12 protein-coding genes are annotated in these 16,732 nt (G+C 61.5%); 10 read left to right on the top strand and 2 right to left on the bottom strand.

Annotated elements, in window-relative coordinates; all coding sequences use genetic code 11:
• The first annotated feature begins 54 nt into the window (after nt 1-54).
• From A9D14_RS00800 to A9D14_RS00785, 4 genes are read left to right on the top strand one after another with little or no spacing between them, the layout of a single operon-like run.
• Nucleotides 55-1,713: a conjugal transfer protein TraN gene (locus A9D14_RS00800; RefSeq protein ID WP_415877356.1), complete on the top strand. Its 1,659-nt coding sequence runs from the start codon at nt 55-57 to the stop codon at nt 1,711-1,713.
• Nucleotides 1,694-2,545 carry a conjugal transfer protein TraF gene (locus A9D14_RS00795; RefSeq protein ID WP_066842136.1) on the top strand — a complete coding sequence of 284 codons (852 nt, stop codon included), beginning with the start codon at nt 1,694-1,696 and terminating at the stop codon, nt 2,543-2,545. The genes A9D14_RS00800 and A9D14_RS00795 overlap by 20 nt, the downstream gene beginning before the upstream one ends.
• Nucleotides 2,535-3,983: a conjugal transfer protein TraH gene (locus A9D14_RS00790; RefSeq protein WP_066842129.1), complete on the top strand. Its 1,449-nt coding sequence runs from the start codon at nt 2,535-2,537 to the stop codon at nt 3,981-3,983. Before A9D14_RS00795 ends, A9D14_RS00790 begins: the two co-directional genes overlap by 11 nt.
• Nucleotides 3,984-3,995: 12 nt before the next feature.
• On the top strand, nt 3,996-6,698 hold the full coding sequence (locus A9D14_RS00785; protein WP_066842128.1) for a conjugal transfer protein TraG N-terminal domain-containing protein: 2,703 nt from the start codon (nt 3,996-3,998) through the stop codon (nt 6,696-6,698).
• Nucleotides 6,699-6,708: 10 nt separating this feature from the next.
• Here A9D14_RS00785 and A9D14_RS00780 read toward each other — a convergent pair whose 3' ends face one another.
• A complete protein-coding gene (locus A9D14_RS00780; RefSeq protein WP_066842127.1) occupies nt 6,709-6,939 on the bottom strand; it encodes a hypothetical protein in 231 nt (76 codons plus the stop codon).
• Nucleotides 6,940-7,414: 475 nt separating this feature from the next.
• Between A9D14_RS00780 and A9D14_RS00775 the strand changes: the two genes are divergently transcribed.
• Nucleotides 7,415-7,918: a Pycsar system effector family protein gene (locus A9D14_RS00775; RefSeq protein ID WP_066842126.1), complete on the top strand. Its 504-nt coding sequence runs from the start codon at nt 7,415-7,417 to the stop codon at nt 7,916-7,918.
• A 4-nt stretch (nt 7,919-7,922) separates the two neighbouring features.
• Complete coding sequence (locus A9D14_RS00770) at nt 7,923-8,630, top strand: adenylate/guanylate cyclase domain-containing protein (protein WP_066842124.1); 708 nt, start codon at nt 7,923-7,925, stop codon at nt 8,628-8,630.
• Between the two features lie 57 nt (nt 8,631-8,687).
• On the opposite strand, the gene A9D14_RS00765 is transcribed toward A9D14_RS00770, so the two are convergent.
• On the bottom strand, nt 8,688-11,789 hold the full coding sequence (locus A9D14_RS00765) for a tetratricopeptide repeat protein (RefSeq protein WP_198302031.1): 3,102 nt from the start codon (nt 11,787-11,789) through the stop codon (nt 8,688-8,690).
• Between the two features lie 145 nt (nt 11,790-11,934).
• Between A9D14_RS00765 and A9D14_RS00760 the strand changes: the two genes are divergently transcribed.
• The 4 genes from A9D14_RS00760 to A9D14_RS00745 are packed head-to-tail and all read left to right on the top strand — an operon-like array spanning nt 11,935 to nt 16,676.
• The gene (locus A9D14_RS00760) at nt 11,935-13,506 is read left to right on the top strand and encodes an adenylate/guanylate cyclase domain-containing protein (protein WP_066842120.1); all 1,572 of its coding nucleotides are present in this window, start codon (nt 11,935-11,937) and stop codon (nt 13,504-13,506) included.
• Nucleotides 13,506-15,209, top strand: a complete 1,704-nt coding sequence (locus A9D14_RS00755; RefSeq protein ID WP_066842118.1) for a ThiF family adenylyltransferase — start codon at nt 13,506-13,508, stop codon at nt 15,207-15,209. The genes A9D14_RS00760 and A9D14_RS00755 overlap by 1 nt, the downstream gene beginning before the upstream one ends.
• Entirely contained in the window at nt 15,187-15,750 is a 564-nt protein-coding gene (locus A9D14_RS00750; RefSeq protein WP_066842116.1) for a Mov34/MPN/PAD-1 family protein, read from the top strand. The genes A9D14_RS00755 and A9D14_RS00750 overlap by 23 nt, the downstream gene beginning before the upstream one ends.
• Nucleotides 15,747-16,676 (top strand): TIR domain-containing protein, encoded by a 930-nt coding sequence (locus A9D14_RS00745; protein WP_198302030.1) that lies wholly within the window; start codon nt 15,747-15,749, stop codon nt 16,674-16,676. Before A9D14_RS00750 ends, A9D14_RS00745 begins: the two co-directional genes overlap by 4 nt.
• Nucleotides 16,677-16,732: the final 56 nt, after the last annotated feature.

Here is a 16,732-nt window from a genome sequence, read left to right as displayed (position 1 = left end):
GCCATCGCGCTGGCGCTGGTCGTCGCCTCGGGCCTTGGCGCCATCGATACCGGCATGGCCCAGACCACGACCGACGACGCGAAAGCCGACGGCAAGGATTTCGCCAGTTCGCTGGCAACCCGCGCGCAGGAGGCGGCCACGACGACGCCCGATCCGTCGCGCATTCCGGGCTACGATGCCGATCCGATCGAAAGCACTTATGGCGATAATCCCGACAGCCTGACATCCCGCGCCGCCAGCGCCGCGCCCGCCCATACCGGCTACCGCGTGATGCGCGAGTCCATGGAAAGCCGCGCCACGTTCGATCCCGAGGACATCGAGGCGGTGCTCGCGCGCAGCACGACCATCAGCGAGGATCCGCTCTCCTATACCAGCGGCATATCGGTCACCGGCAGCCAGGGGGACTGCGTTGCGCTCCCCGGCGGATCCGCATCGCCCGGCCGCTATTACGCCACCTGCAATGCGGGCTACACCGCGAGCCAGGACCTGCTCATCTGTCCGATTACGTTGGAAACGCGGATCGAGCAGCAGACGCGCTACCAATATTACTGCGTCGATGGCGGCACCATCGATCCCGCCAGCCCCTATGCCTGCGGCAATTTCCCGTCCGGAACCTGCACCGTCACCCAGTCCTTTCCGATCCCCTGCGATTTCGGGATCTATGGATATTACTGGAACTGCTACGGCGATCTTCGCGTCGATCTGCTCTCCTGCAGCGCGCCGGTTCCGCCGCTCGAGCCCACTTCGACGAGCGTAGAGGACGTGCTCGTTACCACGCGCAATGAGAGCGCCTGCGCCGGCCTCGAAGTTGAAGATACCTGCGCACGCGAAGTCGAGACCTGCACCGCTTCCGATCCGGTGACGCGGATCATCGGCGGCCAATCGGTGACCAAGCCTTGCTGGGCCTGGGAGCGCAGCTACAGCTGCAGCACCTATTCTGCCGCCGAGGATTGCGGCACGCTCGATACGACGCCCGGCTGCACGCTGGTGCGCGAGGATTGCCTCGCGGGCGAACCCTGCCGGACCTGGGAGCGCGTCTACGACTGCCCGCTGCCCGACGAAGCGACCGGCACCACCCAATATATCTGCGACGGCGATGTCTATTGCATCGACGGGTCGTGCGAGACGATCGAGCGCACGCCGAATGACGAGTTCAAGGATGCCGTCGTGGCCTTGAATGCCATGGACCAGGCCCGCCGCGAGTTCGATCCCGAGACGCTGCGTCTCTTCGAAGGCACCCGCAACACCTGTTCCTCGAAAGTCTTCGGCGTCCTCAACTGCTGCAAGGGCAAGGGTTTCCCGCTGCTGCCCGGCTCGCAGCTCCTCGTGGCCTTGGGCTGCAGCAGCGAGGAAGTGTTGCTCCATGAACGCGATGCTCAGGGCCTCTGCGCCTATGTCGGCACCTATTGCTCGGACAGTTTCCTCGGCGTCTGTCTCACCAAGAAGAAGGTCTATTGCTGCTTTGAATCCAAGCTCACCCGGATCCTCCAGGAACAAGGCCGGGTTCAGCTGAACAAGCCCTGGGACAAGCCCAAGCGCGAGCAATGCGAGGGCTTCACCATCGACGAGTTCGCCCGGCTCGATTTGAGCCGGATGGATTTCTCCGAAGTCTACGCCGAGTTCACCGCCGCCGCGCGCCTCCCCGACGAGCTCGAGGCGGCGAGCGACATCCAGCAGAAAATCGAGGACTATTATGCCCGTTCCGGCTCCTGAGACCTGGCGCCGCCTCGCCGTCGCCATGACGCTGCTCGCCGCAATCGTGGTCGGAGCGCCGAAGATTGCCTTGGCAGACGAAAGGCCAACCAACACGCCCTTCGTTACGACCGGCGACGGCGATGACGCCTTCTACTGCGAGGAACGCCGCCTCGGCTACTGGTTCTACTGCGCTCGGCCCGAACAGGTGGAAGACGACACCGACGCTGCCGAACCGCCGACGTCGAGCGCGGTCGAAAAGCTCGATGCGATCACCGCCACCTTGCGCGAGCTGAAGGCGCGCGCGATCATCGAACCGACCCCGGCCAATGTCACCGCCTATATCCGTTTCCAGCGCCGCCAGCTCGACCAGGCCGCGCTCTTCTCCGATGTATGGCAACGCGCGATCTGGCAGTATCCCGAACTCGACTACACCCTCCAGCGCCCGGTCTCGACGCTCGGCAAGCGGCAATGGCAGGATGCAAGGAAAGCCGAACGCGATGCCGCGATGCGCTCGCTCTCGGCGCGCTATGGCCTGTTCTATTTCTTCGCACAGAGCTGCGGCGCCTGCGAGGTCATGAGCCCGATCGTGCGCTCGGTGACATCGACCTGGAACATCACCGTGCGCGCGATATCGACCGATGGCGGGCCCTCGAAGCAGTTTCCCGACTACACCGTCGAAACCAACCAGCGCGCACGCATGGGTCTCGAGCCCAAGGTCACGCCCGCGGTCGTCCTCTGGGACGCGAAAAACCAGCGCGCCATTCCGATCGGCTACGGCGTGATGAGCGCCGACGAACTCCAGGACCGCATCTACCTCCTCACCAGCAAGGACGCCGGACATGATTTTTAGGTGCAAGCCATGGACGGGCGCAATTGCCGCCCTCGCACTCGTCGGTTCCACGATTGCCGTCCCGGCCTCGGCCGATGTGGGTTCGTCGATGGATGCCTTCCTCGGCGATCTCGGCGGTGCCTCCAACGTCACCGGTCCGACCGCCTTCGAGGGCCAGTCTGCGGGCTATTACAGTCTCGGCAATGTCTGGACGCGCTTTCCGCAGAAGACGACCAATATTGCCAACCTGCAATTGCCGCGCGCCCGCGCCGGTTGCGGCGGCATCGACATCTTCGCCGGCTCCTTCTCGTTCATCAACGCGAGCGAGATCGTCGCCCTTTTAAAAGCCGTCGCCAACAATTCGATCGGATTTGCCTTCTCCCTCGCGATCGACACCGTCTGCCCCGAATGCTCGAAGATCATGCAGGAATTTTCGCAAAAAGCGCAGCTGATGAACAATTTGAACATCAGCTCCTGCGAAATGGCGCAAGGCCTCGTCGGCGGCGTCTGGCCCAAGGGCGATCTTGCCGACAAGGCGATCTGCGAAGCGATCGGCAATAGCGAAGGCGTGTTCACCGATTATGCGGCGGCGAAGCACGGCTGCGGCGCCAAGGGCGAGCGCGCCAGCACCACTGCGGCAGGCGCGGGCAAATACGATGACGTCAATCCGGGCGTGCCGCGCAACTACACCTGGACGATTCTCAAGAAGAGCGCCTTCTTCAATCCCGGCGGGACATTCGATCGCGAGCTTGCCGAATATGCGATGACGCTGATCGGCACCGTCATCTATATTCCGCCCAAGGATGACGAACCCGGCAAGTTCGTGCCCTTTGCCGGCGATGCCTCCTCGACGCTCGTCACCGCGCTGCTCGACGGCACAGCGGCAAACGATGTGCGGATCTTCGATTGCGATGAACCCGACCAGTGCCTCAATCCCAGCTTCAAGACGCTGAACCTGCCCGCCTCGAAGGCACTGCGCCCGCGCGTTGCCGTGCTCATCAGCGGCATGGTCGATGCGATCCGCGACGATACTGCGATCACCGATGCGCAGAAGGAACTGCTGCAGGTTTCCTCGGTCCCGCTCTACAAGATCCTCACCGTCCAGGCCGCCTATGGCCGCGGCATGCCGACCGACGACCGCGAAACCCTCGCCGAAATCGCCAGTGTCGACCTGCTCTTCGCGATCCTCGAGCGGATTACCGGCGAAGCGGGCCGCTCGATGACCTCGTTCATCGGCGCTGACGAAGCCAAGCTTGCCATGTGGCAACGCCAGGTCAGCGACGTGCGCACCGCATTGGCCGACCGGCAGGCCAATACGCATTTGCGGGTCAGTGCGATCATGCAGATCATCGAGAAGACCGCCTTCATCGAGAACGTGCTCGCCGCCTCGATGTCGCCGGGCATGGCAGCCTCGCTCGACTGGTCGCGCGGCGTGCGCACCCGCGCGCTCACGCACTGATCGGATTTCCCCATGGTCGAGATCTTCACTATCGGCGGCGGCGACTATCTCGTCAGCACCTTCCAGGCCGTTGCCGCCTGGACCGGGAACGGCGGCTACAAGAGCCTGATCCAGGTTGTCATGGTCATGGGGCTGGGCCTTTCCGCCCTCACCCTCGCCTTCAACCAGGACTGGCGCGCCTGGATCAACTGGTTTTTGGGCGCAACGCTCATCTATTCGTGCCTGATGGTCCCGCGCCTCGACGTCCATGTGACCGACCGGCTGAACCCGGGCCTAGCGCCGGCAGAAGTTGCCAATGTGCCGCTGGGACTCGCGCTCATGGCGAGTTTTACCAGCCAGGTCGGCGACTATCTCACCGGCTCCGCCGAAGTCGTCTTCGGCCTTCCCGGCGATCTCGACTATTCGAAGAACGGCATGATCTATGGCGCACGGCTTTACGATGCGACGCGATCCTTGCGGATTTCCGATCCGGAATTTGCCGCCAATCTCGACGAGCATTTCAAGCAATGCGTGTTCTACGACGTGCTGCTCGGCCGCATGTCGATGAAGGACCTCGCTGAAAGCAGCGATATCTGGGCGACGATAGCGCCGGGCAGCCAGGCCCGCGCGCAGCGCTTTCTCGTACGCGACAGTGGCAGCGGCATGGTCACTTCGGACATCGTCACCTGCCGCGAGGCCTATGATGCGCTTTCCGCGCAATGGGCTGGACTGATCGATGACATGGGCAGTGTCTTCGGGCGCCAGCTCTATCCCAACCAGACCGCGGCGCTCGCCAAGGCCAAGCTCTTTGCTGATCTGCCCATCGCCTACCAGTATCTCGCCGGCGTCTCGGCCAATGCGACCAAGATTTTCCAGCAGACGCTGACCATCAACGCGATGGAAAGCGCGATGCATTCGATGTCGGGGGCGAGCGGCGCCGGCAGCGTCGATGTCTATGCCCAGACCCGCGCCGATATCCAGACCGAGCGCACCTATTCCTCGATCGCCAGTAATGCCATGAAATGGGTGCCGCTTCTGAACGTGGTCCTGACCGTCCTGTTCTACGCGCTCTTCCCCGTTCTCTTCCCGCTGTTCCTGATGCCGCGCTCGGGGCCGGTTGCGCTCAAGGGCTACGTCACCGGCTTCTTCTACCTTGCCGCCTGGGGGCCGCTCTTCGTCATCCTCCACATGATGCTGATGGCCAAGGGGGCCGCCGACATGAGCGCGGTTGCGGGATCGAACGGCCTGACGCTGGCCAGCTTTACCGGCATGGCCGACGTCAACAATGACATCGGCATTCTTGCCGGTTACCTCATCGCTTCGGTTCCGTTTCTTGCCGGTGGCGTCGCCCGCGGCGCGATGGCGATCTCGCACCAGGCGACAAGCTATCTGGGCCCCAGCCAGAACGCAGCCGAGGAAGCCGCCCGCGAGGCCAGCACCGGCAATGTCGCCTTGGGCAATACGAGCTTCGAGAATTCGAACGTCCTCACCCGCCAGTTCGCGCAAGGGACCGTTGCGCCGTCCTTCGGCTATGGCGCGGCGCAGACCCGCACCGTCAGCGCCAGTGGTTCGATCGAGACCAGCTATCCCGAGGCCAGCTACGACCAGCTCCCGAATTCGAGCTATCCGTTCACGCCCTCGGTCGGCCAGGAAGTCTCGAGCCGGCTTGCCACCATGGCGAGCGAAGCCCGCGCGAATTCCGAAAGCCTCGCCAATATCGCCGCGCAATCGACCAGCAGTGCCGTCTCGCGATTTCGCGAACTGCGCGACCAGTACAGTCAGGGGCATGGCTTCGAGACCGCCACCGGCCAGTCGAATTCCGACAGCATCCAGACCGCCTTTTCTGAGGTCGATCAGGCCTCGCTCGCGCTCCAGCGGCAGTTCGGGCTATCGCGGCGGGCGGCCGACGATATCACGACAGCGTGGTTTTTGGGCGGCGAGGCCGGAGCCAATGCCGGCGTTTCGAACGGGGTCTTGTCTGCGAAGGCGGGCGCCAAAGGCGGCGGAACAAAGACCTGGTCCGACAGCGATATCGGGATCGCCTCGGAAGACCGGTCGCGGATATTGGGCAGCCTGCGCCAGATTTCCGATAGCCGGAACTGGACCAGCACGCGCGACGGCTTTGTTCGCACCGTCGGGACGGAGTCTAGTTCGGCCGTTTCCACGTCCGCAAGCGGAATGAATGCATCGCTGACCGAAGCCCAGAGCTACACGAGGGAAGCACGGCGATCGGAAGAAATCGCCAATCGGCTCGAACAGCAGGCCTCGCTCTTCGACAGCAACAGCGCCTCGGGCACGCTCAACCTGTCTCAGGCCTATCGCGAATGGGGGATGGCGGAGATCGACCGCAACCGCGACTTCTACGGCAATGCGCGCTTCGACGACGTTGCGTTCCAGCTCGGCAGCGAAGGCCAGGCACTGCAGGCCCGCTTTATCGACAACTATGCCGATGTCCTGCGCGACAATATAGAGGATCAGCTTGTGCTGAAATCCGGTTCAGCCGTTGCGCGACCGAACGTGTCTGGTGCGGCAGATGTGCGCTCTCGCGCAACAGTCGGCAGCGCTGGACGATCGGTGCCGTACGCCCCAAACATTGAGCCAATTCAGAACGAAGTAGGCCGCGTGCAATCCGACGGGAATGGACGTGTCGGCAAGGTTCGCGATGCGCTACAGCAATCCACGAAAGAGGCTCGCGGGGCCAGCGCCGATGCCGCGGATGACGTGAAGAAGTGGTAGGGGGTGCGGCTTAAAATATCCGCAGGGACGACCCAATCAGGTACGCAAACACTGCGACAATCACCAGCACGCCGGCTATCGTAAGCTTGCGGCCCCAGGGATCGGCCCAGGACTTGCGAAAGCGATATTCCATGAGGCGGTTTTCGCGGATGGCCTCGTCGACCTCGGCAAATCCCTGCCATTCCTCGCCGCGAGGCTTGTTTCTGGGATCAAGATCGAAGTTGGGCATGAGGGCGTTCATCCGGCTAATCCTTGGAACATAGCGGAAACAGACTGGGATTGGGAGAGGAAAATTCGACCCAATAGGGTTCGCCGACAACTTGCACCCTCTACTCTCCGAATTAGTTGGCACCTTCCCTCGGCCGCGACGATGAACCTCCATCACGCCCGGTTTTGGAGATTTTCCGTCAACGTCCAAAGGAGCAAAGGCCGACGGAGAATTAGTTGAACCGGGTCGACCGCTCTGTCGGACACTCCGGAAAGTCCGCTTATGGGGATGGAATCGGGGAAAGCCGACATTTCCGCCCGCCTATGGCGGCAGCAACACAGCGCCCCAGTTTCCGCCGTTTGACGACCTCGCTCGTGATCCCGCAAGCGGTCGTTCGCTCACACCTTTTCACAGTTTGCTCTTCACCGCTCGTCGTCCAAGTAGCGCCCAGACAATATGCTTTGCGGCGTCGGCGGATATTGGTACCCTTTCCCATTGGAGGGGCGGCATGAAAGATCTTAACGTCATTGATGCGCAGTTGACGCGCGTCTTGAGCTTCTTTCCCCGCGTTGACACCAAGGTCGGCGGGCTCTTCACCGTCAACTCAGCTGTGCTGACGATCAGCGCGCTCAATGTGCAAGCTGGCGATCTCAAACAATGGTACATCGCCATTCCCGCTGTTTTTCTGGTCCTTGGCTTAGTCGGGTCCTACACATTTCTCTATCGGTGCAACTTTCCTGATCTTGAGGGCGGCCAGGGCAGCCTGATCTATTTCGCCGCAATCCGAGACCGCACGGAAACCAAATTCAAGGACGAGTTCGAAGCGGTTAGCGAGGCGGACTATCGCTCTGACATGATTGGCCAAGTCTGGCGCAATTCCCACATTCTGTGCGAGAAATACCGGGCCATTGCTGTCGCAATCCGTATTACGCTGGCGACCTTCCTGCCTTTTGCGATCTTTCTGGTGATGACGGCAATCGAACATAGTCGGATACCAATGATTCGCGGGTAATCCCATGGCATTGAAAGACGATCTCACGGATGCCGTCGACGGCACCCTTGGAACGGCGTTCGAGGAACGCGAGGGCAAGAAAATACCGACGTCGGACGACATCGCCCTGTCGAACGGAGCCGTGAAGCTGGATGCCGCTTTCCTCTATGCCGATCTCGCGGGATCGGGCGTCATCGCAAAGCTTTGTCCCTGGGACACCACGGCGAAAATCATCCGCGCCTATCTGGACTGCTCGGTACGCATCATCAGAGCGCAAGGAGGTGAGATACGAAGCTTCGATGGTGATCGCGTGATGGGTGTGTTTATCGGCGATAGGAAGCGAACGGACGCAGTGAAGGCTGCCCTGAAAATTCAGTGGGCTACTGAAAATCTGATTCAGAGAAAGGCGACAGCCCGGTTTAACTCGGTAAAGAATAATGACGTGAAGATCCGGCAAGCGTGCGGCATCGATGTCGGAATCTCCAGAGCGGTTCGCGCGGGCATCCGCAACAACAACGATCTCATTTGGATCGGCCGCCCACCAAGCTTCGCCGCGAAGCTCTCCGATAATCGGGAATATCCCTACTGCACCTTCATCTCGGCCGCAGTGTATGACGCAATGTTGGACGAAGCGAAGCTTAGCAAAGGGGTGAATATGTGGGAAAAGCGAAGCATGAAGTTCGCTGGCGTGGACGAAGACGTCTACCGCTCAAATTACGAGTGGACGCCGTAACCGCGTTCAACGCACCCTATTTCGACCAGACGACTACCCTCTCAGCGAAGGCGCCGGCTATCGTTCGTTGGCGTGAAGCTGATCCAGAATATCAAGCGCAACTTCCCGAATTTCCTTGGCGACAGCTGGCGTTTCTCCTCGGTCCAGCTTCAACGCTATCGAGAGCGGCTCCACTGTCCGGCCTTCTTCGGAGTCGAGCAGTGCGCTCAACTCATTACTAAGGCCAGCACGGGCAAGCTCCAGGCTTGTGTCGACAAAGCTCGGAATGAGCTCACGGCGCGTCTCCAATTCCGGCAGTGCGGCACCGAGATGGCCGATTGCCGCCTGGATATCGCCACGCTTGGCTTCGAGCGGCGCGAGAAATAGCCGTGCCTCGGTCAGATCCGGGTCGCGTTTGAGCGCTTCGGAGCCGTCCTCGATCCGGAACTGCAGTTCGCGATCGGTCAACTGCGCACGCGCTAAAAGGCATTTGGGATTGTCGGGGTCAGCCTCCATCGCCCGGCCAATCAATGCCTTCGCTTCGGAAGGCGCAGAGATACGCGCGAGTCCCGTCAGCGCCGATACGCCAATGTCATTCAGGGCTAGGGCGGCTTCGAAATGTTCGCGCGCACCATCCTCGTTATGCCGACGGGCCGCGATGTCCCCCTGGAGTACAAGACTGCAATAGCAGTCTTCATTTGCGGCAAGCGCCTCGTTCAGCAATTCGAGCGCGTCGTCATCGTCGCCATGATGGACGAGTAGCTCGGCAACTTCGCGCATCGGACCGCATGCACCGCTTTCAAGAACTGCCTCGACGGCCTTCCGCAGTGCCGACTCCGCCTCGGTATCCGAAGCCGATTTCTCCATCAGCAGGCGCGCCAGCCTGACCCAGGCCGGCTCGCCATCCTCGAGGGTCGTGGCGTGGCGATAGGCCTTCTCGGCGCGATCTCGCTGACGGCTCGCGCTATAAATATCTCCGGCCGCAATCCATGCCCAGGCATCGTCGGCATACTTTTCCAGCATGGCGTCGACTAACTTGGCAATCGCTTCGAAAGGTTCGCCCAAATTGCGCATGGCAGTTGCCAGCATCCGGTAGATCACAGGGCTATCGGCGCCGGTCGCAATGCTCCGATCTAGTGCAGCGCGGGCCTCGGCAAATTCTCCCTCGGCTGAGAGAAAGGCGCCGAGATCGGCCCAGGCCATCCAATCGTCGCCGTACTCGGCCACATCCCGGAGCAGCATTATCGCCTCTGGCGCACGACCGGTTCCGCTCAGCAAGCTGGCCAAGAGGTGCCTGGCTTCGGAACGATCAGAATGATCCTCGAGCGCCTGACGAAGCACTGCCTCGGCTTCATCCTCCTTGTCCTGACGCATCAGGATTCTGGCAAAGTGCGCGGTCGCGTCATCTGTCAACTCGCCGAGCGCAGCCGCCCTGCGATACAAATAGAGCGCACCATCTTCATCATCATTCCGATCTCGCAAACGCGCCAGATGAAGGATCGCCGGCGCGCAGCTGGGGTCGATTTCCAACGCGCGATTGAATGCCGCCTCGGCTTCCTCGGTCTGGTCGGCGAACGACAGCATCAGCCCGTATATCGAATGTGTGCCGGGATTGTCCGGCTCTTGTTCCACGACGCGCTCGGCCGCCAGAACGGATTCCTCATGTTCGTGGAGTTGAAGATGCGTGAATGCCAACTGTATGAATGGCATCGGGTTCGATGGGGAGATAGCGGCGGCATCAGCGAGCAAAGCCTTCGCCCGGTCGGTATCGTCGCTCTCGAGCGCGTCGTGTGCCTCGCGAAGAAGCCTGTCAACAGCGGCATCGCCGTCGCTCTCGTCGAATTCCGCTTCGATCAAGCTTGGCGCGACTTCCGCCGGCAAACCGTCCTGACGCAGCGACTGGAGGAAATCAGCGGGCGTCTGCGCGAGGATACGTGCGCGGACCGTCTCGGGCTGCCCCGTCAAAATAGCGTCGAAGGCCCAGTGATAGTCGGCCCGCTTGGCGGGCTCAAATCGGCAGGCTTCATCGACGAGTTTGGCTGTCGTCGCGACCAGTTCGTCACGATCGTAATATTCGGTCATGAAAGCGACAAGTGCGCGGACCCGGCTCGAAGGATGGCTGCGCCGCCTCATCAGGTAGTAGATATTGAACAGCCGCTCGGCGGCGTAATATAGCGCCGATCGTCCGCGACCTTGCTCCTTGATCACCGAACCGCGGTCGCTCAACCGACCAAGCATGGCGGAGGCCGTGTTCACATTGACCCGCGCTGCCTCCGCGATCTGCTTTGCGGTGCTCGGATCCCATGCGTCGAGCAGTGCGGCGAACACCTTCCGCTCGACTGCTGGGAGCATGTCGAGCTGGCTTTTGAAATATTCGGTGTTCTGATCGATCAGCTGATTGAGGTTTTCCATGAGATCGCCAAGCGAAGGCGTGCGCATGAAATCCGCAAGAATATGGATTAGTCGCGGACTTCCGCCGGTCAGAATCTGCAAGGGCCGGATGCGGGCGCGCGGCACGTCATGCATGGTAAGGTAGGCCCATAATGCATGGCATTCCTCAAGCGTCAGCGGCCGAAGCGGCAGCATGCGGTAGCCCTCGAGGGCGCGGCCCGAACTCTCGTCGCTCGATTGCGCAACAGAAGTTGCAAGTACGCCGAAGAGCGTTTCGTCGGCCAAGGCAGTCAGAAGGGTTGAACGGTCGCCGCCGATCTGATCGTTCAGCAGCATGTGGAAGTTCTCGACAACCACAAGCAGTCGCTTGCCAGTCGCTATCGCGACGTCGTGCAAGATCTCCAGGCAGCGCTGCAGCAGGATCGTCTCGTCGGAGATTGCTACGGCTTCGCGGTGCAGGGCCTTGAGGCTCGCGTCGCCGGCATCGTCGGCGAGATAAAACAGACATTCGAGGAAGAATTCGCCCGGCGTGGTGACCGTGTAGCTTTCTTCGCCAAGGAAAATCGGCTGCCAGGATGTGTACAGTGTTTCATCGGCCCTGATTTCAGCCAGCACACGCCGGCACAAGGTCGTTTTTCCAGCACCTCGCGGCGCGACCAGAACGACCCGGGGCACTGCCGTCTCGCCGCGCAGGATCGTCAAGATTTCCGCGAGCTCGCGCTGTCGAACGATAAAATTCGATACAGCCTCGTCATCAGACTGAAAGGCCGGATTGAATTTATACGCCATCGTCGACGTTCCTCCCTGATCAACACCTTTCAGACTCCTAGCTGCCATCAATTTTGTTGGCAAACGGAAAAACATGGCTTATAGATTACCAACAAATCTGCTGGCAAATTGCCTTGAGCGGAAAAGGAACAGGGATTTCAATATCATGGCGAAGAAGGTGTGGAAGATCGAGACAACCGACAAGCGGGTGGCAACCCGCTTGAAGGAGGTCGAGACGGTCGAGATCAAGGATTATGTGCGCGATACCGATCTGCATGGGCTCGCGCGGAACAAGGCGTATCGCGTCGAGGGCGTCCATGTTTATGTAGACATTCTCAACTTGGGCGAGATGCTGCAGTCGACCGAGGTCGAAGGCGAGACGTGCCACAAGCGGACTTTTCGCTTTCTCAACCTTCATTATCGCGCCGTCTACCGGATCATTGCCGCGGTGGATGCGATTCAGGTCGATTTCCACAATCAACGGCTGCACCTAGTGGTCGCCAAGCCGTATGGCGACGAGGCCGCGCGCGTGCACAAGGCGGTAGCGATCGGCCAACTGATTATGGATGTCCTGGCCAAGACCGGCGAGGATGGTGACGAGAAGATTCCATCGGCAAAGGTCAGGGTCGGCATTGACACGGGCCTGGCCCTGGCGGTGCGGAACGGCCGCCGTGGCAGTTCCGAGCCGCTCTTCCTGGGCGTGCCCGCAAACCATGCCGCCAAGCGCGCCGGGGGTGGAACGGCTACCGGCATCTATCTGTCCAACGAAGCGCGCGGCGCCATTGATCTGGATGAAGTGGATGACGAAGACGCCAGCGCGCTGACCGCAACCGAGGTGGGCGACAGCCAGGAGGTAGCGGCGCTCGCCGTGACCGCCGATGGCATCGTCCAGGATTGGAAAAAGGACCTGGAAGTCAATCCGATCGGCAAGTTTTCGTTTAGCGGGCATACACCGCCGTTTGCCGATCTCGATCTGGAGGTACTGACGCCCGGCAATTCGCGCCGCAACGACGCGATCTCGATCTATGCGGACATCGACGGCTTCACCGCTTATGTTGCCGACCATATCGATGACGACGATGACGCAATGGACGTCGTGCGGGCACTACATGTGCTGCGCGCTGAACTCGACGCCGTCCTCACTGAGGATTTCGGGGGGCGCAAAATCCGGTTCATCGGCGACTGCGTCCACGGTGTCATCGGCGAAGGTACCGCGCAGACCACCGATACCGAAGCGAGCGCAAGCGCGGCGATCCTGTGCGCGGGCGGACTGCGCAGCGGCTTCGACCGCGCTTTGGAGTTGCTCGAGGACAAGGGCATCGACGTTGCCGGCCTAGGGATCGCAATCGGATTTGATGCTGGTCCCGTCGCACTGACGCGCCTGGGCATGAAGGGGTCGATGATCCGCTGCGCAACGGGACGGGCCATCCTCGCTTCGGAGAACGAGCAGCGTCGGTGTGCGGGGGATGAGACCGCGGTCGGGTCGGTCGCTTATGGGTGGTGCTCCGACGCTGGCCAGGAGATTTTCGGATCCAGCCGGAAGCGCTCAGGCCTGACCTATGAGGTGGCGCTCGAGGAGCTTGCTGACGAAGGGGATGCGACGGCTGCGGCCGCCAAGGCCGCGATGTCGATGGCGCTTCTGGAGCCGGTCATTGCCGCGCCGGCCGCTGCGGCACCGAGCGCCTTCCGCTTTCCGAACCGCGATGCCACGCCGACCAAGCCGGCAGGCTTCGCCTGATGTGGTATATGCGTGATCTGGGCCGCCTGACATCCGAACAGGCGGCCCTTGCCGACCTTGAAGGGCGGGAGGCCTGGTTCACCGTCGCCAGCATGTATTTCGACGATCAGGTCCGGCTTTGCTTCGATGCCGAAATCGAGATCGGCGCGAAGCGCTATCCGATCCGGCTGATATATCCGCAGACATTTCCTTACACCCCGATCTCGGTTCTTCCCCAATCCCCCGAGCGCTGGTCGGAGCACCAATGGGGGCGCGGCGAACTTTGCCTCGAATGGGGCCCGGACAATTGGACGCCCGACATCACGGGTGCCCAGATGGTCGAGAGTGCTTACCGGCTATTGCACGGTGAGACGCCGAATGATGCCGATGCGCATCCGGTCCTGCCATCGCGCCATGTTGAAAGCCTGGGTCAGCAACTGCGCGCTTCGACCGTGGGCTTTGTCCTGACCCGGGCGCTTGCGAGCAAGCTCGATGCAACGCCAGGCCCGCAACTGCTCCCGATGGACTTTTTGATGCGCTCGACGACGCACGTCGTGATCCCGCTGACTGTCGGCGATGAAGACCCTGTTTGGCGTGACCCGACGGTTCCGGAAGCCCTGAAGGCGTCTAGCCTGACCCTGAAAGGGCATGTCGCCATTCTACCAGCCGGAATGCCGATTCCTGCGCAGGGAACTGCGTCCGGGTTGAAGAAGGCTCTGGCCGAAGCGGGCTGCAGCTATCCCGAGGGCTATGTCTCTGACGTGCTGGATATGTGCCTGGTGCATGCAGATGGCGTCGCCCGTCTGTTCTGGGTGAAGGACGGGACCGACACCGTCACAGAATTCAAATGCCTTCCCGAGGACGGCGGCGGTCGCATGGAGCCATCTCGCGCGGCCCTTAGGACCATGACCGTGGGTCTTGTCGGGTGCGGCTCGGCTGGCGGCAAGATCGCAACCAGCCTGGCCCGCAGCGGCGTCGGCAATTTCCTGTTTATCGATGACGATGTGATGCTTCCCGAAAATCTCGTTCGGCACGATCTCGACTGGGACGCGGTCGGCGATCACAAGGCTGAGGGGCTGAGGCGCCGAATCGAGATGATCGCGCCGGCCGCCAAGTGCACCGTGCGCCGTCAGCAGCTCGCCGGACAGGAGAGCAGCGGCAGCATCGACGGCGTGCTGGCGCTTTTGCAGACCTGTGACCTGATCATCGACGCAACCGCCAATGCGCGCGTGTTTAACTTGCTCGGGTCGGTTGTCGCCGCAGCCCGGAAGCCGCTCCTGTGGCTGGAGATTTATGGTGGCGGGTTCGGCGGTATGATCGCCCGGTCGCGGCCCGGTCTCGATCCTGCGCCGCAAATCGCGCGAACGCGGATCGAAGCGGTGTGCGCGGAGAAGAACGTCGTCGCACCGCGCGCAACCGCGGGGTACGGGATCGACGCTTTGAATGGCCTGATGATCGCCGATGATGCCGACGTTGCCGTGATCGCAGCGCACGCCACGCGCTTCGCTATCGACACGCTCCTGTCGCCCGGCGAGTCGGCTTTTCCCGTCTCTGCTTATCTGATCGGGCTGAAGGCGGAATGGCTCTTCCTGCAGCCGTTCCACACCTTTCCGATCGACCTCGGCCAACCGGAGCCGGAAGCCACGCCGGCAATGGATCCAGAAGGCTTGGCCACCGTGCAGCGCCTGATCAAGGAACGTCATGATCGTAACGCTACCGCCTGATCTCATCGCGAAGTTCGAAAAAGCGCTGTCGCGCGCCGGCACCCGTGAAATTGGCGGTGTGCTTGTGGGCGAGCACGTCGCCGACGAAGAATTCCGCGTGGTTGGTCTGTCGGTTCAGCGTTCGGGCGGAACCGAGAGCTGCTTCGTTCGCCATCCCAAGAAGCATCGTCGCTTCATACGGAGCTTCTTCCGCCGAACCGGCGCCGACTATGCGCGTTTCAACTATCTGGGCGAGTGGCATTCCCATCCCCTCTACCTGCCGGTTCCGAGCACTACCGATCTGGCGCAGATGCAGCTGATCGTAGAAGACGGTTCCGACGCGCCGTTGTTCGCGGTCCTGCTCATCATCCGCCTCGACGGCGGCGAGCGCATCGAACTTGGCGCAACGGCCTTCACGCCAGGATCGGCGCCGACGCGGGTCGAGATCCGCATTCAGCCGAGGCCGCCCGATGATCCGACCCTTTCCGGCAGGCCTACGCTATGGCCTTGGACGCGGTCAGGCTGGTGGCGCAGGAACGACATCAACAGGAGGAACGATTGAGCTTGAAGAAACGATATGAGGATCGCGCAGTGTTGATCGACGCGCTGCTCGGCCAGAAGATTATTCGCGGCAACGAGACGATCGCTGCGGCCTTTGCCGATGCCGGCGACTTGGTCGAATTCGCCGCGGGCAAGAATATCATCGAGCAAGGTGGCAGCGATCGGTCGGTACATTTTCTGCTGTCCGGCCGAGGCCTGATCATCATCAACGGGGTGCGCCTCTATCACCGCGAGCCACCCTGCACCATCGGCGAAATGTCGGCCATAAATCCCAGTGTCGGCCGATCCGCGACCATCGAAGCGGTCGAGAACGTGGTCACGTTGAAAGTTGGCTATGAGAAGTTTGCCGAGGTCGGCGAAGCGCATCCCGAGATGTGGCGCCTCGTCGCCCAGGACCTTGCTGGGCGGCTCGAACAGCGGAATCGCTTCGTCAACCGTGCCAATATACGCCCCCGGGTGTTCATGATCTGCTCTGCGGAGGCGCTACCGATCGCAAAGTCCATTCGCGTCGGGCTTTCCCACGATGCGGACATTGAGATCTGGAGCGACGACATGATCTTTCCGGCCGGCGGCTATCCGATCGAAGCCCTCGAGGAGCAGGTCAACATTGCCGACTTCGGCGTTGCGCTCTGCGAGCCCGATGATCTCGTCACGGCCCGCGGCAAGACATCGGAGGTCCCGCGCGACAACGTCATCTTCGAGCTCGGCTTTTTCATGTCCCGCCTTGGCCGCCATCGGACTCTGTTGCTGGTGCCGCAACGCACCGATGTGATACTGCCCTCCGACTTCAAGGGTCTGACGCCGCTTCCTTACGCAACTGCTGACAAAGCTAGTGCTAGGGCTGTGGCGCTCGGCCCCGTGATCGATCGGATCAGTGCCATCATCGAGGAAATGGGTGTTCGCGCTTCGCTAATCGAGAAAAATTAGAACGGCGAGGTCAATCGCCGGTCATTGGGCGGCGCCTACCCGGTGACCATTTCAAG

This window comes from Croceicoccus marinus, assembly GCF_001661675.2.
GTDB classification, from domain to species: domain Bacteria; phylum Pseudomonadota; class Alphaproteobacteria; order Sphingomonadales; family Sphingomonadaceae; genus Croceicoccus; species Croceicoccus marinus.
This window is presented reverse-complemented; position numbering and strand designations above follow the sequence as displayed.

Coding starts and splice junctions, on each gene's coding strand:
- A9D14_RS00760 (WP_066842120.1), top strand. CDS start 11,935: ATGGCGAAGAAGGTGTGGAAGATCGAGACAACCGACAAGCGGGTGGCA.
- A9D14_RS00765 (WP_198302031.1), bottom strand. CDS start 11,789: ATGGCGTATAAATTCAATCCGGCCTTTCAGTCTGATGACGAGGCTGTA.
- A9D14_RS00800 (WP_415877356.1), top strand. CDS start 55: ATGGCCCAGACCACGACCGACGACGCGAAAGCCGACGGCAAGGATTTC.
- A9D14_RS00790 (WP_066842129.1), top strand. CDS start 2,535: ATGATTTTTAGGTGCAAGCCATGGACGGGCGCAATTGCCGCCCTCGCA.
- A9D14_RS00755 (WP_066842118.1), top strand. CDS start 13,506: ATGTGGTATATGCGTGATCTGGGCCGCCTGACATCCGAACAGGCGGCC.
- A9D14_RS00780 (WP_066842127.1), bottom strand. CDS start 6,939: ATGAACGCCCTCATGCCCAACTTCGATCTTGATCCCAGAAACAAGCCT.
- A9D14_RS00795 (WP_066842136.1), top strand. CDS start 1,694: ATGCCCGTTCCGGCTCCTGAGACCTGGCGCCGCCTCGCCGTCGCCATG.
- A9D14_RS00775 (WP_066842126.1), top strand. CDS start 7,415: ATGAAAGATCTTAACGTCATTGATGCGCAGTTGACGCGCGTCTTGAGC.
- A9D14_RS00770 (WP_066842124.1), top strand. CDS start 7,923: ATGGCATTGAAAGACGATCTCACGGATGCCGTCGACGGCACCCTTGGA.
- A9D14_RS00750 (WP_066842116.1), top strand. CDS start 15,187: ATGATCGTAACGCTACCGCCTGATCTCATCGCGAAGTTCGAAAAAGCG.
- A9D14_RS00785 (WP_066842128.1), top strand. CDS start 3,996: ATGGTCGAGATCTTCACTATCGGCGGCGGCGACTATCTCGTCAGCACC.